This window comes from Sphingomonas sp. R647 (assembly GCF_020177055.1).
Taxonomy (GTDB): Bacteria; Pseudomonadota; Alphaproteobacteria; order Sphingomonadales; family Sphingomonadaceae; genus Sphingomonas.
Window position 1 is genome coordinate 399,318 of record NZ_JAIQXT010000003.1, and the last position, 18,523, is coordinate 417,840.

At 65.3% G+C, this 18,523-nt stretch carries 18 protein-coding genes; 8 read left to right on the top strand and 10 right to left on the bottom strand.

Annotated elements, in window-relative coordinates; translation table 11 throughout:
- Positions 1-7 precede the first annotated feature (7 nt).
- Together K9B35_RS08910 and K9B35_RS08915 are read left to right on the top strand one after the other, a co-directional pair.
- Entirely contained in the window at positions 8-388 is a 381-nt protein-coding gene (locus K9B35_RS08910; protein WP_224921476.1) for a GtrA family protein, read from the top strand.
- A 3-nt stretch (positions 389-391) separates the two neighbouring features.
- On the top strand, positions 392-1,120 hold the full coding sequence (locus tag K9B35_RS08915) for a class I SAM-dependent methyltransferase (RefSeq protein ID WP_224921477.1): 729 nt from the start codon (positions 392-394) through the stop codon (positions 1,118-1,120).
- Here K9B35_RS08915 and K9B35_RS08920 read toward each other — a convergent pair.
- From K9B35_RS08920 to K9B35_RS08940, 5 genes are all read right to left on the bottom strand, one after another.
- Complete coding sequence (locus K9B35_RS08920) at positions 1,095-2,195, bottom strand: tetratricopeptide repeat protein (protein ID WP_224921478.1); 1,101 nt, start codon at positions 2,193-2,195, stop codon at positions 1,095-1,097. The genes K9B35_RS08915 and K9B35_RS08920 overlap by 26 nt on opposite strands.
- Positions 2,196-2,225: 30 nt before the next feature.
- Positions 2,226-3,593, bottom strand: coding sequence for a D-alanyl-D-alanine carboxypeptidase/D-alanyl-D-alanine-endopeptidase (gene dacB / locus K9B35_RS08925; protein WP_224921479.1), 1,368 nt, complete (start codon positions 3,591-3,593; stop codon positions 2,226-2,228).
- Positions 3,594-3,658: 65 nt separating this feature from the next.
- Entirely contained in the window at positions 3,659-4,738 is a 1,080-nt protein-coding gene (locus tag K9B35_RS08930; RefSeq protein ID WP_224921480.1) for a glycosyltransferase family 2 protein, read from the bottom strand.
- Between the two features lie 65 nt (positions 4,739-4,803).
- Positions 4,804-6,891 (bottom strand): RelA/SpoT family protein, encoded by a 2,088-nt coding sequence (locus K9B35_RS08935; RefSeq protein ID WP_224921481.1) that lies wholly within the window; start codon positions 6,889-6,891, stop codon positions 4,804-4,806.
- Between the two features lie 111 nt (positions 6,892-7,002).
- The gene (locus tag K9B35_RS08940; protein ID WP_224921482.1) at positions 7,003-7,308 is read right to left on the bottom strand and encodes a CC_3452 family protein; all 306 of its coding nucleotides are present in this window, start codon (positions 7,306-7,308) and stop codon (positions 7,003-7,005) included.
- Positions 7,309-7,453: 145 nt separating this feature from the next.
- On the opposite strand from K9B35_RS08940, the gene K9B35_RS08945 reads away from it, so the two are divergent.
- Entirely contained in the window at positions 7,454-7,948 is a 495-nt protein-coding gene (locus K9B35_RS08945; RefSeq protein ID WP_224921483.1) for a winged helix-turn-helix transcriptional regulator, read from the top strand.
- Here K9B35_RS08945 and K9B35_RS08950 read toward each other — a convergent pair whose 3' ends face one another.
- Complete coding sequence (locus K9B35_RS08950; protein ID WP_224921484.1) at positions 7,949-9,724, bottom strand: sensor domain-containing diguanylate cyclase; 1,776 nt, start codon at positions 9,722-9,724, stop codon at positions 7,949-7,951.
- Between the two features lie 61 nt (positions 9,725-9,785).
- Positions 9,786-10,202 carry an acyl-CoA thioesterase gene (locus K9B35_RS08955; RefSeq protein ID WP_224921485.1) on the bottom strand — a complete coding sequence of 139 codons (417 nt, stop codon included), beginning with the start codon at positions 10,200-10,202 and terminating at the stop codon, positions 9,786-9,788.
- Between the two features lie 169 nt (positions 10,203-10,371).
- On the opposite strand from K9B35_RS08955, the gene K9B35_RS08960 reads away from it, so the two are divergent.
- A complete protein-coding gene (locus K9B35_RS08960; RefSeq protein WP_224921486.1) occupies positions 10,372-10,956 on the top strand; it encodes an outer membrane beta-barrel protein in 585 nt (194 codons plus the stop codon).
- Between the two features lie 57 nt (positions 10,957-11,013).
- On the opposite strand, the gene K9B35_RS08965 is transcribed toward K9B35_RS08960, so the two are convergent.
- The gene (locus K9B35_RS08965) at positions 11,014-12,219 is read right to left on the bottom strand and encodes an LL-diaminopimelate aminotransferase (RefSeq protein WP_224921487.1); all 1,206 of its coding nucleotides are present in this window, start codon (positions 12,217-12,219) and stop codon (positions 11,014-11,016) included.
- 284 nt (positions 12,220-12,503) lie between these two features.
- Between K9B35_RS08965 and K9B35_RS08970 the strand changes: the two genes are divergently transcribed.
- The 3 genes from K9B35_RS08970 to clpS all read left to right on the top strand — a co-directional run bounded on the left by K9B35_RS08970 (position 12,504) and on the right by clpS (position 15,620).
- On the top strand, positions 12,504-14,180 hold the full coding sequence (locus K9B35_RS08970; protein ID WP_412103460.1) for a PHA/PHB synthase family protein: 1,677 nt from the start codon (positions 12,504-12,506) through the stop codon (positions 14,178-14,180).
- A gap of 90 nt (positions 14,181-14,270) precedes the next feature.
- A complete protein-coding gene (locus K9B35_RS08975; RefSeq protein ID WP_224921488.1) occupies positions 14,271-15,005 on the top strand; it encodes a phasin family protein in 735 nt (244 codons plus the stop codon).
- Between the two features lie 288 nt (positions 15,006-15,293).
- The gene (gene clpS / locus K9B35_RS08980; protein ID WP_224921699.1) at positions 15,294-15,620 is read left to right on the top strand and encodes an ATP-dependent Clp protease adapter ClpS; all 327 of its coding nucleotides are present in this window, start codon (positions 15,294-15,296) and stop codon (positions 15,618-15,620) included.
- Positions 15,621-15,661: 41 nt separating this feature from the next.
- On the opposite strand, the gene K9B35_RS08985 is transcribed toward clpS, so the two are convergent.
- The gene (locus K9B35_RS08985; protein WP_224921489.1) at positions 15,662-16,132 is read right to left on the bottom strand and encodes a protein tyrosine phosphatase family protein; all 471 of its coding nucleotides are present in this window, start codon (positions 16,130-16,132) and stop codon (positions 15,662-15,664) included.
- A gap of 153 nt (positions 16,133-16,285) precedes the next feature.
- Positions 16,286-17,020 carry a Crp/Fnr family transcriptional regulator gene (locus K9B35_RS08990; protein WP_224921490.1) on the bottom strand — a complete coding sequence of 245 codons (735 nt, stop codon included), beginning with the start codon at positions 17,018-17,020 and terminating at the stop codon, positions 16,286-16,288.
- Between the two features lie 124 nt (positions 17,021-17,144).
- Here K9B35_RS08990 and murA point away from each other — a divergent pair, with 124 nt between their 5' ends.
- Positions 17,145-18,428, top strand: a complete 1,284-nt coding sequence (murA, locus tag K9B35_RS08995) for a UDP-N-acetylglucosamine 1-carboxyvinyltransferase (RefSeq protein ID WP_224921491.1) — start codon at positions 17,145-17,147, stop codon at positions 18,426-18,428.
- The last annotated feature ends 95 nt before the right edge of the window (positions 18,429-18,523 follow it).

Below are 18,523 nucleotides of genomic sequence, written 5' to 3' on the forward strand. Positions count from 1 at the left end.
GAGCGGGATGCTTGGCCAGTTGATCCGCTTCGGTATCGCGGGGGGCATCTCCACCGTGATCTATTCGGCCGTGTATCTGCCATTGGTGTGGTGGGTGTTCCCGAACCTTGCCGTTGCGGCGGTGCCGTTCGCCTTTGCGGTAGCAGTCACCTGCGGCTTTTTCCTGCACAGTTTCTGGAGCTTCAAGGGGCATGGCAGCCGCGACAATAGCGGGCGTCAGCATTTCAAGTTCCTGATCGTTCAGGGCTTCGGGCTGCTGCTCAACGCGCTGTTCACCTGGGTGCTCGCTGACCTGATGCACTATCCCGAATGGGTGCCGCTGATCCCGATTGTCACGGTTACGCCCGTCGCGACATTTGCACTCAACCGCCAATGGGTGTTTGGATAATTCATGGACCGCATCGTTTACGACCGCATGGCTGAGCATGATTCCACCCATTGGTGGTATGTGGCGCGCCGCGACATCCTCGCCGATTATATCGCGCGCTATGTTCAGCCGCCTGCGGGCGCGCGGATCCTCGAGATCGGATGCGGTACCGGGCATAACCTGCCGATGCTCGGTGCGTTCGGCACGGTCGACGCGATCGAGATCGACGAGGCCGCACGAACCGTCGCCAGCGCGCGGTTGGGCAAGGAAGTCGGCACCGCGCCGCTGCCCGAGTTGAGCGGCGTCGCCGAGGGACAATATGACCTGATCGCGGTGCTCGATGTGGTCGAGCATGTCGAGGACGATGTCGCCGCGCTCGCGGGGATGGCGAAGCGCCTGAAGCCGGGCGGGACGATCCTGATCACCGTCCCCGCGCATCAATGGATGTGGAGCGCGCACGACGTGGTGAACCACCACAAGCGCCGCTACTCCAAGGCGAGCCTGACCGCCGCGCTGGACAAGGCTGGCCTCAAATGGCGCAAGCTGCGCTGGTTCAACTCCCTGCTGTTCCCTGCGGCCGTCGCGGCGCGGCTCGCCGGCAAGCTGCGTGGCAAGGACGACAGCGACGATTCGCCGCCGCCGGGGCCGCTCAACTGGGCGTTCGAGAAGATCTTCGGGCTGGAGCGCCACCTGCTCGGCCGCCTCCCCATGCCGCCGGGTCTGTCGATCATCGTGCTGGCCCAGCCGAAGTAGCGGACAGCCGCCACGCAACGCGGATGCTCGTCGCGAAGACGGGGGCATAGCTGCGCAGCTCATTGCTCGCCGCCGCGTCGAAGGTGCGGAAGCGCGCCTGTGATGCCATTGCCCCCGCCATCGCCGCGCGCAGCCGGCTCCGCGCCTCGGCCTCGCGGCCCGGTCGGGTGGCGAGCAGGTCGCCCAGGCTCCACTCGCCGACGATGCGGTCGCGATTGTCGGGCGGCAGGAAGCGCGCCTTGATCGCGACCGCCTGACGATAGCGCGCCTCGGCCTCGACCGGCATTCCGGCGGCGCGGTAATTGGCGGCGAGGCCGTTGAGGAGGTTGGCGACATCGGGATGGTCGGCCCCCGACGCGGCGGTGAACATCCGCATCGCCTCATTCAACAGGTCGCGACCCTGCGCCAGAAGGGCGCGCTTGCGCAGTGGATCGAGTCCGCCGTTCGCGTCCTGATCGCTGGGCGCGACCACCGAACGGGTTGCCCCGGCGCGGCGCCGGAACATCGGCGGGATCACCGTGGCGGTGGCCATGCGGTAGAAATTATTGCCGCGATTGTTGAGCAGGATGGCAAGGTCGGCATCGCCCTGCGCCCGCGCGATCGTCACTGCCTCGCCGAACAACGGGTCGGCATCGAACGCCTTGCCCTGCGCCGCCAGCACCTCGGCCAGCGTATTGAGCGCCCACGCCAATTCCATACCCCCCGCCGGGACCAGCCCGCGCTGGATGTCCAGCGACCGCCGCGCGAACGCTTCCGCCTCGCCCAGTGCGCCGCGCGCCATCGACAGCGAGGCGAGTTGGCGCAGGCTACGCGCGGTGTCGCCATGCTTTTCGCCGCGCTTTGCAAGCCGGATTTCAAATGCGCGCCGGTAAAAGGGTTCGGCATCGGCGAGGCGCAACTGCATCGCGAGATTGTCCGCCAGCTTCTCCGCCGCGTCCGCCGTCGCCACGGTGCCAGCGCTGCGCCGCTGTGCCTGTTCGTAGCTGGATCGGCGCGCGCGTTCGGCGTCGGCATACCGCCCGGCGGCCTCCAGCGAAGCCGCATCCTGAACCAGCATCATCGCGGCGAGCAGCATGGCCTATCCCCCGGTGGGAGCGGCGTGGCCTTAATTCGCCTCGGCGACCGCCACCAGCGCCGCGTCGATCATTGGTGTCCCCGACGCATCCCCCGGCACATCATTGGCATAAGCGGCGAAGCTGAGCAATTTCCCGCTCTTGGCCACCATATAGCCGGCGAGCGCATTGGTCGCTTTGAGCGATCCGGTCTTGGCGAAGATGCGGCCTTCCAGCGACGTGCCCTTGAACCGCCGCGCCAGCGTGCCGTCGACGCCGCCCACCGGAAGCGTCTCGCGCCACGCCGTGCCCCAGGGCTGGCGCGCGATCCAGTCGAGCAGCGTCACCATCCCGCGCGGGGCGATACGATTATAGGTCGACATGCCCGACCCATCGGAAAAGTCGAACGCGGTTCGCGGCACCCCGGCGGCGGCGAATATGGCCGCGACGCGCTGTTGCCCGTCGGCGACCGATCCGGTGCCGTCGATCAGGCCGGTCCGGCGCAGCAGCAGTTCGGCGTGGAGGTTCTGGCTGACCTTGTTGATCGTGCGCACATCCTCCGCCAGCGGGGGCGGGGTGAGCGCGGCGACCCACACCGGCTCGGGCGGGCGCGTGGCGAGCGTTCCGCGCTGCTTGGGATCGTCCGACCGGTCGGCAGCGCGATAGCGTGACGTCACCGTGCCGCTCACCTTCACGCCACGCTCGTGCAGCAAGGCGGCGAACCGCCACGCGGCGTAATGCGCCGGATCATCGATGCCGAAGCGCAGCGTCTGCGGCTTGGCATCGGCTGCGATCGTGCCGGTGACGCGGATCGCGCGGTCGAACGGCAGGCGATCGAAATTGATGTCGGTCTTGCCCCCCGCAACGGTAACGACGCGATTGTCGATCGTGACATAGCCCAAATGCTCGAAGCGCGGTGCCTCGCCCGGCTTGCCCGGAGTGACGGTCGCGACCAGCTCATTGTCGTCGAGGCTCAGCGCCGAATTGGCGGTGCCGGAGCGCGACGGGATGTTGTTCCAGCTCATCCCCGCGCTCCACCGCTCGTCGGGGAACAGGGTCGCGTCGCCGGTGATGTTGCGCACCCGCCGAATGCCCGCCGCGATCGCGTTGGCGAGCTGGCTCAGGCAGTTGGTGACGCAGTCCGCCGCGCTCGACAGCCGCGCGTCGCCGCGCCCGGTGAGGATCAGGTCCCTGCCCTCGATCCGCACCGCCGCACCGCCGCTGGCGTCGGGTGCCGTCATCGCGTCGGGCATCGCCCACCAAGCGGCGGCGGTGGTCACGATCTTGGTATTCGATGCCGGGATGAAACGCTCGTCGGGGCGGATCGAAACAATCTCCCGCCCCGCACCGTCGCCGACCACCAGTCCGAAGCGGGTCCCGGTCGGGGCTTTGGCGAACTCGGCCTCGACTCTGTCGCGCAACGCCGGCGTGTCCTGCGCCAGAACCGGCGACGCCAGCGCAAGTGCGACGAGGGCGAGTAAGCCCTTCACAGCAGCGTGGGGGGCTCGGACTTGCGCTTGGGCGCCTTGGCGGGGGCGGGTTCGTCCGCGTCCGCGCGCGGCGGCGCGAAGGGGGACACGGTCACCTCGCCCGAATCCTGAAAGCGATAGCCGAGCGAGGCGTGGCCCTTCACCGGCCCCGCGACATCGGCGACGAGGTACAGCGGCCGCCGCTTCGATTCGACATAGAGTCGGCCGAGATACTCGCCGATCATGCCGAGCACGAACATTTGCACCGCGCCCAGAAACACGACGACCAGCATGGTCGAGGTCCACCCCTGCACAGCATTACCAAACAGCCAGCCGACGACGATGTAGAGGAACAGCAGCACCGACAGGCCGGTCAGCGCAAGGCCGACATGGCTGGCAAAGCGCAGCGGCGCGGTCGAGAAGCCGGTGACTGCGTCGAGCGCGAAGCGGACCATCTTGGCCAGCGGATACTTCGTCTCGCCCGCGTGCCGCTCATGCCGGTCATAGACGAACGGCACCTGCCGGAAGCCGACCCAGGCAACCATTCCACGGATGAAGCGCGCCTGTTCGGGCAACGACAGGAAGGCGTCGAGCGCGCGGCGGCTCATCAGGCGGAAATCGCCGGTGTCGAGCGGGATCGGCGTGTCGGTGATCCGGTCGAGCATGCGATAGAACAGCGCGGCGGTCGCCTTCTTGAAAAACGTCTCGCCATCGCGCTTGCGCCGCACGGCATAGACCACGTCTGCGCCCTGCTCGCGCATCGTCGCGCGCATGTCGGACAGCAGCTCCGGCGGGTCCTGCAGGTCCGCGTCGATCACCAGAATCTCGTCGCCCGCGCACAGGTCGAGCCCTGCGGTCAGCGCAAGCTGATGCCCGTGATTGCGCGACAGATTGACCGCGACGAGATGCGGATCGGCGGCCGACAGCCGCTGCATCACCGACCAGCTGCCGTCGCGCGATCCATCATTGACCAGTACGATCTCATAATCGTCGCCGACCGCCGCGCGTGCAGCCGCGGAGACGCGTCCATGCAGCAGCTCGAGGCAGCCTTCTTCATTGTAGCATGGCACGACGACCGAGAGCTTTAGACGTTGCATGCGCGCGGTCTAGCGCGCCACGCGGGCCGCGTCATGTAGGATTTGCAGGCGCAACGTTCGTTCCACTAAACCCGCTCTGCAGAACTCACCGCGTCCGCCGCGCGCAGTGCCGCGATCAGCTTCATCAGATGCGCGGCGTCGCGCACTTCCACGTCGATCATGTTGGTGTGGAAGGTCGTGTCGCGGGTGTCGAAGCGGATGTTGAGGATGTTCGCCTTGTGCTGGCCAAGCAGGGTCGCAACCATACCGAGCGCGCCGGGTTCGTTCTTCAGTGTCACGGCAAGGCGCGCGGTCCCGCCCTCGGCCTTGTCGCCCCAGCCGATATCAACCCAGTCCTGATCCTCGACCGCGTCGAGTTTCGGGCAGCTGATCTGGTGGATCTCGATCGGCGCATCGGGCTGGCGCACCCCGACGATGCGGTCGCCGGGGATGGGATGGCAGCAGGCGGCGAGGGTAAAGGCAACGCCGGGGGTGAGGCCTTTGATCGAGATCGGCATGCGCTGCACCGGCTGCAGCGCGGATTCGTCCTCGGTCGATCCGGGCATCAGCGCTTCCATCACCTGCGCGTCGGTGACCTTCTGGCGGGCAATCGCCTCCATCAGCGCGTCGGCATCGTCAAGCTTGAGCCGGGTCAGCGCGGCGCCCAGCGCCTCCTCGCCGATCGGCACGGGCAGGCGACCGACGATGTCGTCATAGAGTTTGCGGCCGAGCGCGATCGACTCGTCGCGCTCCTTGTGCCGCAAATGGCGGCGGATCGCCGCGCGCGCCTTGCCGGTGATCGCGAAGTTGAGCCAATTGTCCTGCGGCCGCTGTGCCTTTGAGCGCAGGATCGCGACCTGATCGCCCTGCGCGATTTCGGTACGCAGCGGGACGACGCGGCCATTGACCTTCGCGCCGACCGCCTGATCGCCAAGGTCGGTGTGGACGGCATAGGCAAAGTCGATCGGCGTCGCGCCCTTGGGCAACTGGATCAATTCACCTTTGGGCGTGAAGGCGAAGATGCGATCCTGGTACATCGCCATCTTGGTGTGTTCGAGCAGTTCCTCGGGGCTTTCGGCCTGTTCGAGGATGTCGACCAGATCGCGGATCCAGCTGACCTGCGTATCCGGGCGCACCGCATTCTGCTTGTACGACCAGTGAGCGGCGAGGCCGTGTTCGGCCTGGCTGTGCATTTCGCGGGTGCGGATCTGGATTTCGACGCGGGTGTCGCCGGCATGGATGATGCTGGTGTGCAGCGAGCGATAGCCGTTGCGCTTGGGCGTCGAGATGTAATCCTTGAACCGCCCCGGCACCATCGGCCAGCGGCGATGGATGATGCCGAGCGCGCGATAGCATTCCTCTTCGGTGCCGACGATCGCACGGAACGCCATGATGTCGGACAGCTGTTCGAAGCTGACGTGCCGCTCCGACATCTTCTTCCAGATCGAATAGGGGTGCTTCTCGCGCCCCGAAATCTCCGTCTCGACCCCACCACGCGACAGCAGCAATTTGAGGCCCGACCCGATCTTGGCGATGCGATCCTCGCCCTCGACGGTCAGCGCCTCAAGCCGCTTGGTGATCGATTCATAGGCTTCGGGTTCGAGCTGCTGGAAGGCGAGCGTCTGCATCTCCTTCATGAACTCGTACATGCCGATCCGCTCGGCGAGCGGGGCATAGATGTCCATCGTCTCGCGCGCGATCCGACGCCGCTTCTCGGGCTTTGGAATATGATGCAGCGTGCGCATATTGTGCAGCCGGTCGGCGAGCTTGACCAGCAGCACGCGGATGTCGTCCGACATGGCGAGCAGGAATTTACGCAGATTTTCCGCCGCGCGCTCGCTCTCGGTCTGCGCCTCGATCTTGGACAGCTTGGTCACACCATCGACCAGCCGCGCGACGCTCGGCCCGAACTTCGCCAGGATCTCTTCCGGCGTGGCGACCGTATCCTCAATCGTATCGTGCAGGATCGCGGTCGCGATCGTCTCGTCGTCGAGGTGCAGGTCGGTCAGGATGCCGGCCACCTCGATCGGGTGGCTGAAATAAGGGTCGCCATTCGCGCGTTTCTGACTGCCATGCGCGTGCATGGAAAACACATAGGCGCGGTTGAGGAGCGCCTCATTGGCTTCGGGGTCGTAGGACAGGACCCGGTCGACGAGTTCATATTGACGCAGCACAGGTCGAAACTGGGTTTGATGCTGCTGCTTTGCAACAGGATTCACGCAAAACGGGCACCGGCGTCGGCCGATGCCCGTTTTACTGTTGCGTCGAAGTGACGGGTGTGTGGCTTACTTGGCGCGCGCGTTGCAGGCGGCGAGTGCCTCTGCGTCGAACGCGGTGCCGCCGACGGTGAAGGTGGTCAGCGCGCCGACGCGCTGCACGACGCGCTCGCACATCACCTTCTCGCTCATCGTCGACTTCGGCGCGGCGCAGGTGCCATCCTTGCACTTCCAGACCGTGGTCTGGGTGATGAAGCTGGCCTTCTTCGGCGCCTCTGCCGGAGTGGCGGTATAGTGGCCCGACTGGGCGAAAGCGGGGGTCGCGGCGCTGGCGAGGCAGAGCGCGGCAGCGGCGATCGGGGCGAAGCGGATCATGATACTCTCCCTGGGGTGCACTGCAACAAAGGTTGCGAAACGCCACTTACTCGGATAGATTTTCAGTTGCAACTAGAAACCGTTGCTGCACCGCAAGGAACTTATCGCGTTGTGCAATGGTCAAAATAAGGTAGATTTGGCGGTCATGGGCCAAAACGGACTGCGAGAGCCGCTTCGACAGCTCGCCACCAACTGCAGCCTTCCGGCGGCGCTGGAGGCGATGGGAGAGCGCTGGTCGTTCCTGATCCTGCGCGCGTCGTTCAACGGCCTCTATCATTTCGAGGAGTTCCAGTCGGAACTCGGCATCGCGCGTAACATTCTCGCCAACCGGCTCGCGCGGCTGGTCGATCACGGCATCCTGGCGCGCCAGACGTGCGATGATGACCGGCGCAAGGTCGAATATCGCCTGACCGAAAAGGGCTTTGCGCTGCTGCCGACCATGGTTGCACTGCGGCAATGGGGCGAGCGTTGGGAGACCTGCATGCCCGCCACGCCGGTGCTGGTCGATGCGCGCGACCATCGCCGCATCGCACCGGTTCAGGTGCGCAGCCATGACGGACGCGTACTGGGCAAGCATGACCTGCTGTGGTCGCTGCCTGAGGATGTAGTGGGTGAGGCTGCGGCAGAGGCCGCCGAATAATCAGGCGGCCGCGAGCTCGCTGCGGTTGCGGCCGCGCGACTTGGCACGATACAGCGCAGCATCGGCGATACGGAACACCTCGTCCGACGACAAATCAGGGCGGATCGGCGCGACCCCGGCGCTGACCGTGATCGTGAAGATCGCGCCGCCAGCATGGATGCGCCCATCCTGAAGCGTGTTGCGCACCCGCTCGCACGCCGCCAGCGCGGCGGTGGTCGACAGGCCGGGGAATAGCACGGCGAACTCCTCGCCGCCCAGCCGCCCGATGACATCTTCGACCCGCACGCTGGCGCGCAGCACATCGGCAAAGTGCAGCAACGCGGCATCGCCCGCATCATGGCCATGGCCATCATTGACCTGCTTGAAATGGTCGAGGTCGAACAAAGCGAGCGTGCCGGGGCGGTCGGGGGTGTGGTCGCGCAGTTGATCAATCCGGTCCTGAAAGGCGCGACGGTTGAGTACGCCGGTCATCGGATCGGTACTGGCCTGACGCACCAGATCGGCCTCACGCGCCTTGCGCTGGCTGACCTCGCGCACGACGGTGACGACGCTCTGCACCTCCTGATCCGCGTTGCGGACGGCGCGGGCGGTCGTCTCAAACCAGCGGATTCCGCCGGTCGCGGTCTGGCCGCGAAATTCGAAGCGATGGACCGAGTCGGCCTCGGCGATCACCTGGCGATAGGCTTCGCGCACCCGCTCGCGATCGACTTCATGGACCAGCGCTGCGGGGCTCTTGCCGATGACCGATTCGGGGGTGTGCCCGGTCACATCGCGCATCGAGGGTGAGGCGAACTGCACCTCGCCCTGCGGGTTCAGCGTCAGCACCACGTCGGAGACATGGTCGGAGATCAGCCGGTAGCGCGCCTCGCTCGCGGCAACCGCAGCGGCGAGGCGCTGATTCTGTGCGATCATCGTCGCGAAGGGGACCGCGATCAGGAACAGCACGGCGAGGTAGAATTGGAAAAACTGCAGCCGGAAGGCGTGGCTGCCCCCGATCAACTCGACCGGGCCGATGTCGGAAACGGTGAACGCCGCGCCGATCAGCGCGATCAGGAACACGCCGAGCGTGGCCCCGGCGACGCGAAACGCCATCGTCGCGGCGATCAGCGGCAGGATCGGCACGAACAGCAGCGGCAGGCGGGTCTGCGCGAAACTCACCGCGGTGACCACGATGAGCAATCCGGTGATGGTCAAGAGGCGCGGGATCGTGCCCGGCTGTGGCGCCCTGTCCCAATAGGTCGATCGCGCCATCACCAGCAGCGCAATCGGCGTGCCGATCAGCGTGCCCAGGCTGTGGCCGATGCCCCAGTTCATCCACATCATCCAGGGGTCGCCCACCTGATAGAAGGATAGGGTCGCAGCAGGCAGAATCCCCGCGACCAGCGGCGCAACGATGCCCGCTGCGGCAACAAAGACCGCGAGCGCGCGAAGCGACAGGAATACGCGCGCATCGGCGCGGAACCGGTGCAGCAAGACCCAGGTGAGTAACGCCTCGCCCATATTGGCGACGGCGAACATCGGTGCCAACGCCGTATAGGGAGAGGCCACCAGCGACGCTGCGACCGATGCGGCAAAACAGCCCGCGATATGCAGCGGCCGCTCGGTGGCCGGACGGGTGAGCAATGCTGCGATCAACGGCCCGTTGGCGATCCACAGCAGCGCAACATTGCCGCTCAGCCGGGTAAAGGCGACCGCCCCGGCGGCGCACAGAAAATAGGTGAACGCAACCGCAGCGACCACCAGCAGGTCGTTTCTAAACAGGCGGTTGGGACGCATGCGCGGACGCTAGGCCGTCCCGGTTAACAGCGCGTTGCACGCCGCTGAATTCGACCGCGAATCAGCGCGGTTCGAGCATCCGTTCGCGGATCGCCGCAGGCACCGGTGCGGAGCGACCGGCCGCCAGGTCGACATTGACGTGGACCAGTTCGATCATAGTGTGAAGCGCGCCTGTTTGCGCATGGACCAGTTCGATCTGGCTGGTGACGCTCGACGTTCCCACACGCTCGGTGCGGACCCAGGCGTCGAATTCATCATCGTAGCGGAACGGCGCTTTGTAATCGACGCTGGCGCGCGCGACGTGGAACTCCATCACGCCCCATTCGGGCAGGTCGGCGAGTTGCAGCCAGCGCCAATATTCGCTGAGCGCGACATCGGCATATTCAAGGTAGCGCGAGTTGAACACGACCTTCTGGCCGTCAATCTCGGCGTAGCGCACGCGCAGCCGATGGGAAAAGGTGAAGCCGGGACGGGTCATGTCGCCGCACTGGCGCAACGTCGTCCCGAATTCAATCATCGTGCGCGCGGGACAATAAAATCGAGGTGGACCCCGAAACGATCCTGAACTATCCGCACCGCGCCTGCCGAATCAAGAAGTTGCGGCGGGTTTCTCAGGCCTTTGTGGCCACTCTATACTGGGGGATATCATGAAGAAGTTTCTGGTCGCCGCGGCGGCATTGTCGTGCGTGCCCGGCGTCGCGTTTGCGCAGGACGAAGATCAGGGCGCGAACCTGTTCGACGGCGTCCGCATCGAGGCGCGTCTTGGCTACGAGACCCCGACCGTCAGTGGCGACGGCGACGTGTACAAGATCGGCAGCGCGGTCTCCTATGGCGCCGAGCTCGGCTATGATCTCGCGGTCAGCAACAAGGTCACCGTCGGCCCGTTCGTGAATTATGAATTCTCTGGCGTCGAACTGTGCGAAGCAGCCGACTGCCTCGATGTGAAGAGCAACCTTGCCGCTGGCGCGCGCGTAGGCGTCGCGCTGAGCCCGACCGCCGCGATCTATGGCAAGCTCGGCTATGCCTCGCTGACCATCGAGGCGTCGAGCGGTGCGGCCAGCGCCAGCGACAGCAAGGGTGGCGTCTATGGCGCGCTCGGCGTCGAGCTGTCGGTGTCGAAGAACGCCTACGTCAATCTCGAAGCGGCCTATGCCGATTTCGGTGACTTTTACGGTACCGGCTTCAACCTGCAGCGCCGTCAGGCGTCGCTGGGCTTCGGCTTCCGCTTCTGATCCCTGCGGATCGGTAACGGAAAAGGGGCGCTCCACCCGGAGCGCCCCTTTTTTGTCTCAGGCCGATTTCGCGCCGGTGTTGACGCCCATCGACTGAAGGTAACGCTTCACGTTGCGTGCCGCCTGCCGCAGCCGCTGTTCATTCTCGACCATCGCGATGCGCACGAACCCTTCGCCATTTTCTCCATAGCCGACGCCCGGCGCGACCGCGACCTTGGCATGGGTCAGCAACTGCTTGGAGAATTCAAGGCTGCCCAGATGCGCCAGCGCCGGCGGGAGCGGGGCCCAGGCGAACATGCTGGCGGGCGGGGGCGGGATGTCCCAGCCGGCACGGCCGAAGCTCTCGACCAGCACGTCGCGGCGCTTGTGATAGAGAACGCGGTTCTTCTCGACGATATCCTGCGGCCCGTTGAGCGCGGCGCAGGCCGCGGCCTGGATCGGGGTGAAGGCGCCGTAATCCAGATAGGATTTGACCCGCGTCATCGCTGCAATCAGCTGCTTGTTGCCGACCGCAAAACCCATGCGCCAGCCCGCCATCGAATAGGTCTTGGACAGCGAGGTGAACTCGATCGCGATATCCTTCGCGCCCGGCACCTGCAGGATCGAGACGGTCGGCTTGCCGTCGAAATACAGCTCCGAATAGGCAAGGTCGGACAGGATCCAGACCTTGTTCTCCTTCGCCCACGCCACCAGCCGTTCGTAGAAGGCGAGGTCGACCGTCTCCGCAGTCGGGTTGGACGGATAGTTCACGACCAGGATGCTCGGGCGCGGCACGGTGAAGGCGATCGCGCGCTCAAGGCTCTCGAAATAGGCCTCGTCCGGCGTCGTCGGCACCGCGCGGATCGTCGCGCCGGCGAGGATGAAGCCGAAGGTGTGGATCGGATAGCTCGGGTTCGGCGCGAGCACGACATCGCCCGGCGCGGTGATCGCGGTGGCGAGGCTGGCCAGCCCCTCCTTCGACCCCATCGTCACCACAACTTCGGTATCCGGGTCGATATCGACGCCAAAGCGGCGGCCATAATAATTGGCCTGGGCGCGGCGCAGGCCAGGAATGCCCTTGGATTGCGAATAGCCATGCGCATCAGGCTTGCGCGCGACTTCGATCAGTTTTTCGATGACGTGGTCGGGCGGCGGCAGGTCGGGATTGCCCATGCCGAGGTCGATAATGTCCTCCCCCGCCGCGCGCGCCGCTGCCCGCATCGCGTTGACTTCGGCGATGACATAAGGGGGCAGGCGCTTCATGCGGTAGAATTCTTCGGACATCGTATTGGGTTCCGGCTCCTCGGGGTGGTCGCGCAACGCGCGATGCCTCGTTATACAGGGGGCGAGGCGGCAAGCCAGAGGAGAGGCGCGTGGCGACGGCAAAGAAAAAGACGACGACCGCAAAGACGAAGCCTGAGCCAACCCCAACCACGGCAAAGCCCAGGGCGAAGCGCGCGGCAAAACCGAAGCCCGATCCCAAGCCCGCCGCTGAGGCTGCTGCCGATCCCAAGCCTGCGCTGGAGGACCTTCAGCACTGGACCTGGGTGTTCGGCCGCGCGCAGCAGATGATGATGGAGCAGGGGCTGGACCTGGCCGGGCAGATGCCGGCCCACATGCCCGCGATGCCGCAGATGCCGGCCATGCCGACGATGCCGCCGGTCGATCCCGCCGCTGCGATGCGCGCAGGCGCGGAGTTCTGGGCCGATACGATGACGCTGTGGCAGCGCTTCCTCGACCCGGCCAAGGCGCCGAAATTCGAGGAAACCCCCGAACAGGCCCGCGACAAGCGCTTCAAGGCGCCGCAATGGCGCGAACAGCCGGTGTTCGACTTCATCCGCCAGAGCTATCTCACGCTGTCGGGCCATTTGCTGAAGGGCGTCGACCAGATCGAGGGGCTGACCCCGAAGCAGAAGGAGCAGCTGCGCTTCGCCACGCAGGGCTTTATCGACGCGATGAGCCCGAGCAACTTCCCCGCGACCAACCCGCTGGTGGTCGAACGGACGATCGAGACCAAGGGCGAGAATCTGCTCAAGGGCCTCGCGCACATGCTCGCCGACATGGGCAAGGGGCAGATGACCCAGACGGTCGAGGGCGCATTCGCGGTCGGCGAGAATATCGCGACCACGCCGGGCCGGGTGGTCAAGCGCACTCCGCTGTATGAGCTGATCCAATATTCACCGACCACCGAGAGCGTTTTCGAAACCCCGCTGGTGATCTTCCCGCCGTGGATCAACCGCTTCTACATTCTCGACCTGACGCCGGAGAAGAGCTTCATCCGCTGGGCGGTAGAGCAGGGGCTGACCGTGTTCGTCGTGTCGTGGAAATCGGCCGATGCCAGCATGGCCGATGTCATGTGGGACGATTATGTCGAGCGCGGCCAGATCGACGCGATCAACACGATCCGCGACTTGCTGGGCGTCGAGAGCGTCCATACGATCGGCTATTGCGTCGCCGGCACGACGCTCGCCGCCACGCTGGCGGTGCTCGCTGCGCGGGGCGAAGCGGCGAAGGTCAAGAGCGCGACGTTCTTCACCGCGCAGGTCGATTTCAGCGAGGCGGGCGACCTCAATGTGTTCGTCGATGACGAGCAGTTGGCGGCGATCCAGTCGCTGACCACCGACGGTTTCCTCGACGGGCGCTATATGGCCGCGACCTTCAACCTGCTGCGTGGGCGCGACCTGATCTGGAATTATGTCACGAGCAACTATTTGCTGGGGGAGGATTATACCCCGTTCGACCTGCTCCACTGGAATTCGGACGTCACCAACCTGCCGGCCAAATGGCATGCCAGCTATCTGTCCGACCTGTATCGCGACAATCTGCTGATCCAGCCGGGCGCGCTGGCGATCGGGGGAACGCCGATCGACCTGACCCGCGTGATGACACCCGCCTATGTCCAGGCGGGGCGTGAGGATCATATCGCCCCGCCGCGCAGCGTGTGGAAGCTGACCGGGCATCTCGCCGGGCCGATCCGCTTCGTGCTTGCCGGATCGGGGCATATTGCAGGCGTGGTCAACCCGCCGTCATCGGGGAAGTATCAGTATTGGATCAACGAGGGCGGCGCGACCAATCTTGACGATTTTGTTGCAGGCGCGGTCGAGACCAAGGGCAGCTGGTGGCCGGACTGGATCCGGTGGATCGACGGCCTGGACAGCGCGCGCGTCGCAGCCAAAGGGAAGAGAATTCCCGTTTCCGATGAGGATCTTGGTCTAGCACCGGGGCGCTATGTCCGCACAAGATGACAGTTTTGTGCACTGCACAATAAACCTCTTGAATTGACCCTTCCGACGTCGTATATGCTGCATTGCAATAATCGCAGCGAGGACGTCGATATGGCCAGCAAGGGTCCGCGTACCGGCGCGAAGAAACCGGCAAACAAGCCACCGGTCGCCAAGGCCGCGCCAAAGCCTGTCGCAGCCGCCGCTCCGGTGGTCGAAGCGAAGCCCGCGCCCATCGTTGAGGCGGTTGCGGCTCCGGTCGTTGAAACCGTCGAGACCGTCGCGGAAGCCGCGCCGGCCGTGATCGAGACGGTCGTTGAACCTGTCGCGGAAGCCGCCGAAACGGCCGCCGCACCTGTAATCGAGTTGATCGAAGATGCCGCCCCCCAGATGGCGGAAACCGCAAGCAAGGGAACTGCAATCATGGAAGCCACGATGGAAAAGAGCCAGGCGATGTTCGCCGAGATGAACGAGCGCGCCAAGGCTGCGGTCGAAAAGAACACCAAGCTGGTCGGCGAAATGACCGAGCTGGCCAAGGGCAATGTCGAAGCGATGGTCGAGAGCGGCAAGATCGCCGCCAAGGGCCTCGAGACGCTGGGCCAGGACGCTGCGGAATATAGCCGCAAGCAGTTCGAGCAGGCGACCGCCGCGATGAAGAGCATGGCCGCCGTCAAGTCGCCGGCCGACTTCTTCAAGCTGCAGAGCGACTATGTCCGCACCGCGTTCGACTCGATGGTCGCTGAGACCTCGAAGAACACCGAAGCGTTCATCAAGCTCGCTGGCGACGCCGCGCAGCCCGTCTCGAACCGCGTCGCGGTCGCGATGGAGAAGGTCAAGACCGCGGCCTGAACCGGCCACCGGTCCTGATCGGATGAATTTGGGGCGGTCGCCATGCGCGGCCGCCCTTTTTCGTGCTCTTCGTTTTGGTCACGGCACCGGCCCGCTCCCCCACCCGGCCACCCATGGGATACTGGCGTTGGGTGGCCGGGTGGGGGAGCGGGCCGGTGCCGCAGGATTTGAGTGCAGCTCAAATCCCGCAAATCGAATCCCGCCCCCTTGCCCTCGACTCCGCGGTGCCATATTTTCTCGGGTCTCATGATAGTGCTGCGCAGCTCCACCCCGATGGCCCCGTTCGCGATGGGCGATTCCGATCGCGACGACGATGAGGGCGCCCATACCGGCGTCGCGACGCGCACCCGCGCCAAGACGAAGAAGCCGACGCCCTACCGCGTGCTGATGCTCAACGACGATTACACTCCGATGGAGTTCGTCGTGCTGGTGCTCCAGCGCTTCTTCAAAATGGACATGGAAGAGGCCACCCGCGTGATGCTCGCGGTGCATCAGCGCGGCGTCGGCGTGTGCGGCGTGTTCAGCTACGAAGTCGCCGAGACCAAGGTCGCGCAGGTGATGGACTTCGCCCGGCAGAACCAGCACCCGCTGCAATGCACGCTGGAAAAGGCGTAGCTTCAGGCAAAGCGAACAAGGCTCGGACGAGGCAGAGCCGGTTAGTAATCGCGCCCACGATAGCGGTGGTCAGTGCCGTCCACCGGCGTGTCCCCGATGAACTCCGCCCAGACCCCGGCGGGTTGCCACACCGAATCCATCTCCGCGCGCGCCGCATTTTCGCCGATCGCATCACGGCGGTAGCGGTAGAAAAACGCGGAGACGCGGGCGTTGACGATGCAGTGGACATGGATCGTCCGCCCGTCCGCCTCGGTCATCGCGGCGGCAAAGGCTGCATAATCGGCTTCGGTGGGCGCGGCGAAATCGACGGGAATATAGGTATAGCGCATGCCGAGCGCGGCGACGCTGGCCGCTTCATCGGGCAACGCCTTCACATGCTCATGCGGTCCAAGATTGATGACATCCGTCACGCCGAGCGCAGCGATCTCGCCAAGCTGCTCCTCTGATGGCTGGCCCGAGCTCGTCAGCCTCGGGGACAGGCGTCGCCAGTTGAGGATCGCAGGGTCGCTCACGCGATCAGCTTAGCATGCCGATGCGGATTGCGCGACGCGCTCGAACCTTTCCCGTCGCCGCGGCCTTGCGCCGGGGCTGGGCTGTTCTTTGGATCGGATGAGCAAAAAGAAGCCTGGTCCCGGCTCAACGCCGGGACGACGAAGGGAGTTGTCTCACCGCGCTTCCGGCAACCAGCTCAGGTCCAGCCCTTCATACCGGTTCACATAATTCGCCGCGCGGGCGAGGGCCGCTTCGTCGATCAGCGTGACCCGCCCCGATTCGCGGCCGATCATCCCCTCTTCCTCCAGCTGGCGCAGCATGCGGTTGACATGGACCGAGGTCAGGCCGGTCGCATCGCCAATCTCTTCCTGCGTCAGGCCGAGGTTGAACGCCTTGTCGATCGTCTTGTCGGTGCCGCGCAGGCGGTTGCGCATCTCGAGCAGCAGCGCGGCGACGCGCGCCTTGGCCGACGTGCGGCCGAGCGCGGCGAGTCGATCGGTGAGTGCCACCCGCTCGATTTGGCAGAGCACCAGAAACAGTGCCGACAAGCGCGGATGCGCGACGCTGAGTGCGCTGAACGATTGGCGATCGAACGGGCACACCACGCAATCCGACAGCGCGCACAGGGTTTCGGGAGATTCGCGATAGACGATGCTGGAAATGCCCATGACATCGCCGGGGAAGTGAAAGCGCAGGATCTGGCGGCTGCCATCATCCAGCAGGACGTAGCTCATCACCAGTCCCTTGCGCAGAATGTACAGCTCATCCGCCGGCTCATTCTCGCGCAGCAGGATCGCGCCGCGCCGGATATGGCGCTGACGTTCCTCCAGCCGTTCGAGCGCGGCCCGTTCTCCCGGCACGAGCGTAACCAGCTCGCCCAGGATTTCCGCGAAACAACTCCCTGACACTCTGTCCCTTCCCCCAACTTCCTCCTGCAAAGCATCGCTGCAAAATCAGCGCATTAAAGTCGATCAAGGCGCGGAACGATCTGCCGCACTTGCGCGCGCCCTTTCACGCGATAGAAGCCCGTTAATGGACCGTATTCTCATTCGTGGCGGAAACCGCCTATCCGGTAATATTGCTATATCCGGCGCGAAGAACGCCGCGTTGACGCTGATGCCGTGCGCGCTGTTAACCGACGAGCCGCTGACGCTGCGCAATCTGCCGCGTCTCGCCGATGCCGACAGCTTCGGCCATCTGCTCAATGAGCTTGGCGCATCGACCGCGATCGAGGGGACACGGCCCAGCGATTTCGGCCGCGTGCTCACCGTGCGCGCCTCGCGCCTGACCTCGACGGTCGCGCCCTACGACATCGTGCGCAAGATGCGCGCGTCGATCCTGGTGCTCGGCCCGCTGCTGGGGCGTGAGGGCGAGGCGACGGTGTCGCTGCCCGGCGGCTGCGCGATCGGCAACCGCCCGATCGACCTGCACCTTAAGGCGCTGGAAGCGATGGGCGCGGAGATCGAGCTGGCCGCAGGCTATGTAAAGGCAACGGCGCCGGGCGGGCGTTTGCCTGGTGGGCGCTACCGCTTCCCGGTCGTGTCGGTCGGCGCGACGGAAAATGCGCTGATGGCCGCTGCCACCGCGCGCGGCACCACGGTGCTGGAGAATGCCGCGCGTGAGCCGGAAATCGTCGATCTGTGCAACCTGCTGGTCGCAATGGGTGCGTCGATCCACGGCATCGGCAGCGAGACGCTGACGATCGAGGGCCGCGAGCGGCTGCATGGCGCGACCTATGCCGTGATGCCCGACCGGATCGAAGCGGGCAGCTATGCCTGCGCCGCCGCGATCACCGGCGGCGACGTGGTGCTGGAAGGGGCCAAGGCCGACGACATGCGCGCGACTCTCGATGCGCTGGTCGAGGCGGGTGTGACGATCGAGGAAAAGCCCAACGGCATCCGCGTCGCCGCTGACGGCCCGCTCAAGCCGATCACTCTGTCGACCGCGCCCTATCCGGGCTTCGCCACCGACATGCAGGCACAGTTCATGGCGATGCTGTGCAAGGCCGACGGCGCGAGCGTGCTGACCGAGACGATCTTCGAAAACCGCTACATGCACGTGCCCGAACTGGCGCGGATGGGCGCGGACATCACCGTCAGCGGGCGTACCGCGGTGGTGCGCGGCGTCGATCGCATGGTCGGTGCGCCGGTAATGGCAACCGACCTGCGCGCATCAATGAGCCTGATCCTCGCCGGCCTGGTCGCCGAGGGCGAGACCCAGGTCAGCCGCATCTATCACCTCGACCGCGGCTATGAGCGGCTCGAGGAGAAACTGCAGGGCGTCGGCGCAGACATCGAACGCGTCGGTGACGGCTAGCGTGTATCGCGATTTGGCCCATGCGGGGCTGCAAAACGCGATTCTCTGCGCTCCGATGCTCACGTGCCATAAGCACGCTGCGCTTCGGTGCTCGA